General features: G+C 42.1%; 2 protein-coding genes. Both read right to left on the bottom strand.

Annotation, left to right across the window (positions count from 1 at the left end; all coding sequences use genetic code 11):
* The coding region (locus AB4Z17_RS33260; protein ID WP_441964711.1) for a sigma factor at window positions 1–293 on the bottom strand (293 nt) is incomplete at its 3' end.
* Between the two features lie 279 nt (window positions 294–572).
* A complete protein-coding gene (locus tag AB4Z17_RS33255; protein WP_441964709.1) occupies window positions 573–1892 on the bottom strand; it encodes an IS4 family transposase in 1320 nt (439 codons plus the stop codon).
* Window positions 1893–2050 lie beyond the last annotated feature (158 nt).

The raw sequence follows: 2050 nt of genomic DNA, 5'->3' as shown, positions 1-2050 counted from the left end.
CTCTTGTGCTTGATTACGGAATTGCCGCCACTTTTTCGTTTGTAGGCTTGATGTTGTCTAATCGTGATACCATAAAGCCAAGGCTGAAAAGGTCTCTTACCGTCAAAATTCCGAAGGCTCCTGTACAATTCGACGTAAACGTCCTGAACAAGATCATCAACATCATTTTTGTTATCGGTTAGAAAAAATAGGGTACGGTAAACCCTATCAATGGTCGCGTTATAAATATCTGAAAACGCTTCTAGATTGCCTCCTAATACTTGCTCAATACGATGATTGATTTCTGCTGTCAAAAAGAACTCACCTCACATTGTGTAATATATGATATTGGTCGCTAAACTCCGTTTCGTTCGGTAAGTTTATATTTTTTTATTCCTGTATGTATAAAAAAGGACGCCGCTTGGCCAATGTCATTAAGTTAATCTCCGAGACAAGATCGTAAATAGAAAGTGAATCTGAAACGGCATGGGAAAAGCCCTGTGCCGTTTATTTTTTTGATGCAAGACTGATAAATAGGAACAGCAAACAAACGGATGGACGATCCGCTTAAAAAAATGTTCATATGAATCGAATTATGCTACTCTGTAGACGAAGCTGACAGCTGATTTATATCGGATTTTGCGCGTATTCTTTTGTCCCGGGCGAATGGGTCGAATCGGCAAAATGTTTTTTCGAATCAGCGCTTCAACATCGAGCGGGGGTTCATCGCCTCGAGAGCGCAAGAATTGTCTGCAAACGAGAACGGCAACCGTGAAATTGACTTGATATTGGTGCCGTTTATCCATTTGCGAAATGACGACGTGCGAGGTCATCATTTCAGCGAAGTTGTATAGAATCATTCTGGCATAAATCTCTTGGGCGATGAACGCTTGCTTCTTTGCGTGAAAACTTGTCAGACCAACCGTGTATTTTAATGCCCTAAACGAGGTTTCAATGCCCCATCGCATGTGATAAAGGGATCTGAGTTCATCGGGAGGGAAGTCTGCGGCAGAAAGATTCGTAATGACGGTTTCATAAGCGCCGTCAGGTAGGATGAAACGAACAACCCGAAAAGATAGCGGGTAAATCATGTYCTCATGCATATCMAAAAAATCAAATGTAGAATTGGTCGGAAGGAATTTGTAACCAGGATAAGCCTGGAACGCTTTGGTTTGTTTTCTGGTAAGTGTCAGATGAATGTCCCGATCAAACTCTCCGCTAGCGGGCAAACGTAAGCTAGACAGAATACCACTGGAATTCAAATCCTTTACCCGAATGACATAGTGCCACCCTTTACGTTCAATATGCGCAAAATTGTTGTAGCTTTCATAGCCTCTGTCCGCAATCACAATGGTTTTGCTCTTGATGGGCGAACGATCAACCATGGTTGCCAGCGCCCTTCCCTCGTTAATTAGCCTTTTTGGCTGGACAAGAGCATCCACGTAAAGTCTGTTACATAGATCGTACGCTGCGTTYAAATGCAGGAGGTTATAGCCTTTCGTGTTGGGTTGACTTTGAAAGAAGCTATTCTTGTCAGTTGGATCCGTTGTGATATGTAAATCCGAACCGTCAATAGCAAGTAGTCGATACCCATGGTAATCCCTRATATCCTTGTACGTTTGAGTGAATTTGTGAAATAAGTATTCTACAGCAGATGGCAAAATTTTATTACGTTGTTGGACAAAAGCGGAAGTCGTTGCCGTGTTTACGTCRTAACCTTGCGATTCCAAGAGCTCCTTGTATATACTGTTTCCGCCCATAGAGATCAGAAATTGCATCATCGTTTCGAAGGATAGCTTTTTCTTCCGGGTAAAATCTTTTTCAGGATTTTTGACATAAGGCGCTGGTGCTGCTGACATCTCTCGAATGAGGGTTGTCARCGTTTCTTTTAATGAACTCGCGTAAGCATGCATGGTCGAAACCTCCTCGTTTTTTCAAGGGGCTTCGCCACACACTTACAATCGCCTGTCAAGTTCTTTTTCCTCATTTGGGCAAAAAAAGAGCAGGCTATCTTTTTGATAACCTGCTCTTTTGCATTCTATTGAACTTACACCTTAACTTAATGACATTG

The sequence above is a fragment of the Paenibacillus sp. TAF43_2 genome, assembly GCF_052113545.1.
Taxonomy (GTDB): Bacteria; Bacillota; Bacilli; order Paenibacillales; family Paenibacillaceae; genus Pristimantibacillus.
Note: the sequence above shows the minus strand (reverse complement) of the source record. Positions and strands in the feature narration are given on the sequence as shown.